Raw genomic sequence first — 6,229 nt, forward strand, 5'->3', positions numbered from 1 at the left:
CTCTGGTAATGAACTTTTGATTATGAAATGATCCAAAGACGTTAATTTAAAAGATTGAGTTCAGGGGAGTTTGTTGGGTTGGTCTTGTGTTAAAATTGGGTTAGGGCTAGTCTGAATCATTTATCCTGTATCATTTAACGGCGGAAAAAACTATGGTAAAAACCTTTAAAGCAATTTTGAAAAATAATACCCTTCAATGGCTTGATGAAACCCCTGAAATCAACTCCGAATATCCTGTTAATGTTTATATTACCTTACTAGAAGAAAATATTATTGGTGAAAATCGATCTAACGGTCAAAAAATGGCCAATGCTTTGAAAAAAATTGCTAATAATAATACTTTTACTGATGTTGATACCCAACAGTGGCAACAACAAAATCGGTGCGATCGCTCTCTTCCTGATCGGGATTAAATCATGTTATTAGATAGTAATATTATTATCTATGCCGCTCAATTGGAAAATGAGTTTCTCCGGGAGTTTATTGCAGAAAATTCTCCTTATGTATCTGCTTTATCCTATCTGGAAGTTTTAGGCTACCATCGGTTAACTCATCAGGATAAAGTCTATTTTGAAGAATTTTTTAATGCTTCTCAAATTTTACCCATCTCTCAACCTGTAATTAACCAAGCAGTAACTTTAAAACAAATCAGAAAGATGTCCTTAGGAGATGCCATTATTGCGGGAACAGCTTTCGTTTATAATTTAACAATTGTAACTCGCAATATTGATGATTTTAATTGGATCAGTAAATTAAATCTATTTAAGTGGAATAGGAAGATGAAATTTATCGGTAAACTAATAAATTATCATCACCTAAACCACTTTCTAGCCTAATTAATAGGGCCATTTCCAGTTAGTAATCTCGTCCTTATCGATACCATTGGTAAAAGCATAATCGAGATTATCGATAATAGCATTTTTCATCCGTTCTTTCACATGACCGGCAGCAGAACCTAATTTTGGCACGCGATCGATGACATCGATTACTAAATGAAAACGATCAACTTGGTTACGAATCGCTAATTCTAGGGGAGTATTAATATTCCCTTCTTCTTTGTAACCGCGCACATGAATACGTTCCTGATTACTGCGACGGTAGGTAAGTTTATGAATCAGCCAAGGATAACCGTGGAAATTAAAAATAATTGGCTTATCAGGGGTAAATAAACTATCAAAATCCCGTTCCGATAAACCGTGAGGGTGTTCACTTTCCGACTGTAATTTAAACAGATCAACCACATTGATAAAGCGAACTTTTAAGTAAGGGAATTCCTCCCGCAGAATTGCCGTTGCTGCTAAAGATTCTTTAGTGATAATATCCCCACAGCAAGCCATAATTACATCTGGTTCATCGGGATTAGTTCCATCATCATCGTTACTTGCCCAATCCCAAATGCCGATACCTTTGGTGCAGTGTTTAATTGCTTCTTCAATGGTCAAGTATTGCAGGTGTTTCTGTTTATCAGCAACGATAATATTAGTGTAATCCTTGCTCTTGAGACAGTGATTAGCCACACTTAATAAACAATTCCCATCGGGGGGAAGATAAACCCGCACCACGTCGGCACTTTTATTGGTTACTAAATCGATAAAACCGGGGTCTTGGTGACTAAAACCATTGTGATCCTGCCGCCAAACCACCGAGGATAATAACAGATTCCAAGAGGAAACAGAAGCACGCCAAGGCACATGATTTTTGCAGATATCGAGCCATTTAGCGTGTTGGTTGAACATGGAATCAATAACGTGGGCAAAAGCCTCGTAGGAGTGAAATAAACCGTGACGACCGGATAATAAATAACCCTCTAACCAACCGACTAAAGTATGTTCACTCAGCATCTCCATCACACGACCATCGGGAGATAATTGGCTACCATCTAAATCCTCTGGATAGGTATCAGCTAACCAAGCTTTTTTAGTCACTTCATAGAGAGCCGCTAAACGATTAGAAGCAGTTTCATCGGGACCAAAAACGCGAAAATTAGTCATATTATTTCGCATTACATCCCGCAAAAATACCCCCATCACTCCCGTGTTTTCTGCTTCCACTTGGCCCGGGTGGGTGACATCTACGGCATACTGACGAAAATCGGGCATTTTTAGGTCTTTCCGCAGCAATCCGCCGTTAGCGTGCGGATTAGCACTCATGCGACGATGACCCCTAGGAGCGAGTTCTTTAAATTCTGGCTTAAATTTACCCGTGGTATAGTCAAATAATTCCTCCGGGTTATAGCTTTTCATCCACTCCTCTAATTTTCTCAAGTGGTCGGGGTTTTCCTGCATGGCACCCATGGGGACTTGGTGAGCGCGCCAGAATCCTTCTACTTTATGACCATCAACGTTTTTCGGACCCGTCCAACCCTTGGGAGACCGGAGGATAATCATCGGCCAGGGGTAACGTTTAGCAATACCCGTGCTGCGAGCTTCCTGTTGATAGGAGCGAATCTGATTGATACAGTGTTCTAGGGTAGCGGCCATTTTTTGATGGCAGTGCATGAGGTCTTCATCTTCCTTACATTCGACGATGTAGGGAGTGTAACCGTAACCAACAAAGAGACTTTCTAACTCGTGCGTCGAAATACGGGAGAGAATGGTGGGATTAGCGATTTTATAACCGTTTAAGTTTAAAATTGGCAGTACCGCACCATCGCGAATCGGGTTAAGGAATTTATTCGAGTGCCATGCGGTAGCAAGGGGACCGGTTTCAGCTTCCCCATCACCCACCACCACGGCCGTAATTAGGTCGGGATTGTCAAAAACAGAACCGTAGGCATGGGAAACACTATAACCCAGTTCGCCGCCCTCATGGATAGAACCGGGGGTTTCGGGGGTGACGTGACTACCGATGTGACCGGGAAAAGAAAATTGTTTAAAGAATTTTTGTAATCCTTCCTCGTCTTCACTTTTATCGGGGTAAATTTCCGAATAGGTTCCTTCTAGATAAACCGGACCGAGTACCCCCGGCGCCCCATGGCCAGGACCTGCCATAAAAATCACATCGAGGTCGTATTTTTTGATTAAACGGTTGAGGTGAACGTAGGTAAAACTTAAGGCTGGACTTGCTCCCCAGTGACCGAGCAAACGATACTTAACGTGTTCGGGTTTAAGATGTTCTTTGAGCAGGGGATTATCGCGCAGATAAATCATACCTACAGCTAAATAGTTACAAGCGCGCCAATAGGCATGGGTTTTATAGAGTTCGTCTTGAGAAAGGGGATTTTGTTCTGTTAAGGGTCTTTCTGGTGTGAATACCATGAATATTTCTCCAATATCTATGAAGGATGAGATTAAGAGAGTTGATAGACAATTTCTCCATCGAGAGGGTTAACCCTCGGTCAGTTTTAAAACTGTAATCAAGAGTGTAACCTTTTGGGGCGCAAAAAACTATTAAAATAAACTATATTTTGCCAATCCGGCTAGGGGAATTTATGTCAGTCGGGCGGGGTTTTTAAATGGCTTTTAAAGGCATATTAATATGTTCTTAACTTAGGTATCAATCATTCTCAGAAAGCTTTTAATGATTTTTTAATGTCAACTTTTCCCAAAAGGCTATATAATCAGACTCTCGTTGGTCGGCCAAGGCCTAATCAGGTTTTCTCGATGCCGGTGGCGAGGACGACTAGGGTAGCAAATTGATGATTTTTTATCTTGGAAGCACTGAAACTTAAAATCTTTCTATACTTCATCTAGCGATCAATAAAAGCTGATTAGCATATATAGTGATTCTCTACAGGCTAATCAATTCTCGGATTGTTTTTTCTTGATCGTGCCTAAGCTTATCGCAGCTGCAAAGGAGTTTTTTTCATGACAAAAGTAAGAGTCGCCATCAACGGATTCGGTCGTATCGGTCGCCTCGTTTTTAGGGCGGGTATCCAAAATCCTGATTTCGAGTTTGTTGGTATAAATGATCTGGTTCCCTCCGATAATATTGCCTATCTGCTCAAATACGACTCCACCCACGGACGTTTTCAGGGTACGGTAGAAGCAAAAGAAGATGGCATCGTCGTGGATGGTAAGTTTATCCCCTGTTACTCGATTAAAGACCCTGCTCAACTGCCCTGGGGTGCAACTGGGGCCGATTATGTGGTCGAGTCCACCGGTTTATTTACCACCGCGGAAGGGGCAGGAAAACACCTAGAAGCCGGGGCCAAACGGGTGGTTATCTCCGCACCCACCAAAGATCCCGACAAAATTCGTACCATTGTACTAGGCGTTAACGATAATGAGTACGATCCCGCTAAGGATCTGATCGTCTCTAACGCTAGTTGTACCACCAATTGTTTAGCCCCGATCACCAAAGTTATTAACGATAACTTCGGACTAGCGGAAGGATTAATGACCACGGTACACTCGATGACCGCCACTCAACCCACCGTGGATGGTCCATCGAAAAAAGATTGGCGCGGTGGTCGCGGCGCCGGTCAAAATATTATCCCCTCCTCCACGGGAGCAGCCAAAGCAGTAACCCTAGTTATTCCTTCCCTAAAAGGCAAATTAACCGGTATGGCCTTCCGTGTGCCAACTCCCAACGTTTCGGCGGTGGATTTAACCTTTAAAACCGAAAAAGCCACCAGTTACGAGGAAATCTGCGCCGCTATGAAAGCCGCCAGCGAAGGTCCGATGAAAGGTATCCTCGGTTATACCGATGAGGAAGTGGTATCGAGTGACTTTATCACTGACCCCCGTTCCAGTATCTTTGATGCTAAAGCTGGCATTCAACTTAATGCCAATTTCTTTAAGGTCGTCTCTTGGTACGATAACGAATGGGGTTACTCCTGCCGGATGTTAGACCTGATGAAAATGATGGCAGCTAAGGAAGCAACCCTCGTAACAGCCTAAATCAGTTATCAGTTATCAGTTTACTGTTTACTGATAACTGATAACCGATAACTGATAAGATGAATCCAAAATTTAAAGATATTACCGCTTGGGAACAGGCACAATTATTAATGCAGCCGGCATTTATTCGGGTGCTGGATAATCTGCGTAAACAGTTAGAAAATTCCCTCTGGAAAGGAACTTATACAGAAATTCAAGATCCCTATCCCAGTTATCTGCTCTGTTTGACTTATCTCGATCGCTCCGTTACTGTAAATATTTGGGAACTTTGTTTTCAAGTCTGTTTTCTCGATTATCCCACCGATGAGGGAGAGAGCGTCACCATCGATACCAGTCTCCTCGACCCCACCGGTGAACTAGATTGGCAGAGTTTGGAAACGAAAACCGAGCGCATTATTAACCGATTATTCGCTAATTTACCCCAATGAAAGCAGATTTAGAAACGATCAAGGCAGAGTATGCCGCTAATTTTCTCAAAGATTACAGTAATGATCCCCAAAATTTAGCATCCCAAACAATTTTAATCGATCGCTCCGATTGGGGTTTATTAGAATTAAAAGGCCAGGATCGACTGCGTTTTCTCCACAATCAAACCAGTAACGCGATCGATCGCCTCAAACCGGGTCAGGGTTGTGAGACAATTTTCCTTAACTCTACCGGTCGTACTCTCGATTTTGTCACAGTTTACGCTGGCGATGATTCCCTCCTCATCCTCGTTTCTCCCCAACGTCGTCAATTTTTACTGGAATTGATTGATCGCTATATTTTCCCCTTCGATAAGGTGGAAATTAGCGACTTAACCGATAATTTTGCCATTGTCACCCTAATAGGTACTGAAAGCGGGCAATACCTGCAAAAAATCGCCATTCCAGAGCAGATTTTAACGGGGGTGCAGCATAGTCATTATCTCCTTTCTGAACCCGCCCTGAGAGTGGCCGTCGGCACCGGCTTAGACCTACCCGGATACACTTTAATCGTTGCCGCCGCCGAAGCCGGTCCCCTCTGGGAAAATTTAATTAAAAATGGCGTTACTCCCGCCGATGAGCAGGTGTGGGAATACCTAAGAATCCATCAAGGCCGACCAGCAGTCGAGCGAGAATTAACCGAAGATTATAACCCGTTAGAGGCCGGTTTATGGCGAGCGATCGTTTTTGATAAGGGCTGTTATATTGGTCAAGAAACTATCGCCCGTCTCAACACCTATAAAGGCGTAAAACAAAGACTTTGGGGCATAAAACTTAGCCAACCCGTCCCCAGCAATACCCCGATTATTTTAGAAGCGCAAAAAGTCGGTTTACTCACCAGTGTGCTGGAGGATTTTGGCTTGGGTTATGTGAAAACAAAAGCGGGAGGAGAGGGTTTAAAAGTACAAATCGGCGAGGCAACAG

The 6,229-nt window shown here is 43.0% G+C and carries 6 protein-coding genes; 5 read left to right on the plus strand and 1 reads right to left on the minus strand.

Annotated features, from left to right (window positions below):
- Positions 1-152 precede the first annotated feature (152 nt).
- The gene (locus tag PX484_RS12245; protein ID WP_002757302.1) at positions 153-413 is read left to right on the plus strand and encodes a hypothetical protein; all 261 of its coding nucleotides are present in this window, start codon (positions 153-155) and stop codon (positions 411-413) included.
- Positions 414-416: 3 nt separating this feature from the next.
- Positions 417-836, plus strand: a complete 420-nt coding sequence (locus tag PX484_RS12250; RefSeq protein WP_287767830.1) for a type II toxin-antitoxin system VapC family toxin — start codon at positions 417-419, stop codon at positions 834-836.
- Here PX484_RS12250 and PX484_RS12255 read toward each other — a convergent pair whose 3' ends face one another.
- Complete coding sequence (locus tag PX484_RS12255; RefSeq protein ID WP_287767831.1) at positions 837-3,257, minus strand: phosphoketolase family protein; 2,421 nt, start codon at positions 3,255-3,257, stop codon at positions 837-839. It abuts the gene before it with no gap.
- 549 nt (positions 3,258-3,806) lie between these two features.
- Between PX484_RS12255 and gap the strand changes: the two genes are divergently transcribed.
- From gap to ygfZ, 3 genes are all read left to right on the plus strand, one after another.
- A complete protein-coding gene (gap, locus tag PX484_RS12260) occupies positions 3,807-4,841 on the plus strand; it encodes a type I glyceraldehyde-3-phosphate dehydrogenase (RefSeq protein WP_002739710.1) in 1,035 nt (344 codons plus the stop codon).
- A gap of 59 nt (positions 4,842-4,900) precedes the next feature.
- Complete coding sequence (locus PX484_RS12265; RefSeq protein WP_008200332.1) at positions 4,901-5,269, plus strand: hypothetical protein; 369 nt, start codon at positions 4,901-4,903, stop codon at positions 5,267-5,269.
- Positions 5,266-6,229 (plus strand): CAF17-like 4Fe-4S cluster assembly/insertion protein YgfZ (gene ygfZ, locus PX484_RS12270; protein ID WP_288104037.1); only part of this gene is annotated, 964 nt, incomplete at its 3' end. The genes PX484_RS12265 and ygfZ, both read left to right, overlap by 4 nt.

The organism is Microcystis sp. M49636_WE2, assembly GCF_030065375.1.
Classification (GTDB): Bacteria; Cyanobacteriota; Cyanobacteriia; order Cyanobacteriales; family Microcystaceae; genus Microcystis; species Microcystis aeruginosa_C.

Bases quoted from the DNA above. Each gene is read 5' to 3' on its own strand.
- PX484_RS12245 (WP_002757302.1), top strand. From the start codon at position 153: ATGGTAAAAACCTTTAAAGCAATTTTGAAAAATAATACCCTTCAATGG.
- PX484_RS12250 (WP_287767830.1), top strand. From the start codon at position 417: ATGTTATTAGATAGTAATATTATTATCTATGCCGCTCAATTGGAAAAT.
- PX484_RS12255 (WP_287767831.1), bottom strand. From the start codon at position 3,257: ATGGTATTCACACCAGAAAGACCCTTAACAGAACAAAATCCCCTTTCT.
- gap (WP_002739710.1), top strand. From the start codon at position 3,807: ATGACAAAAGTAAGAGTCGCCATCAACGGATTCGGTCGTATCGGTCGC.
- PX484_RS12265 (WP_008200332.1), top strand. From the start codon at position 4,901: ATGAATCCAAAATTTAAAGATATTACCGCTTGGGAACAGGCACAATTA.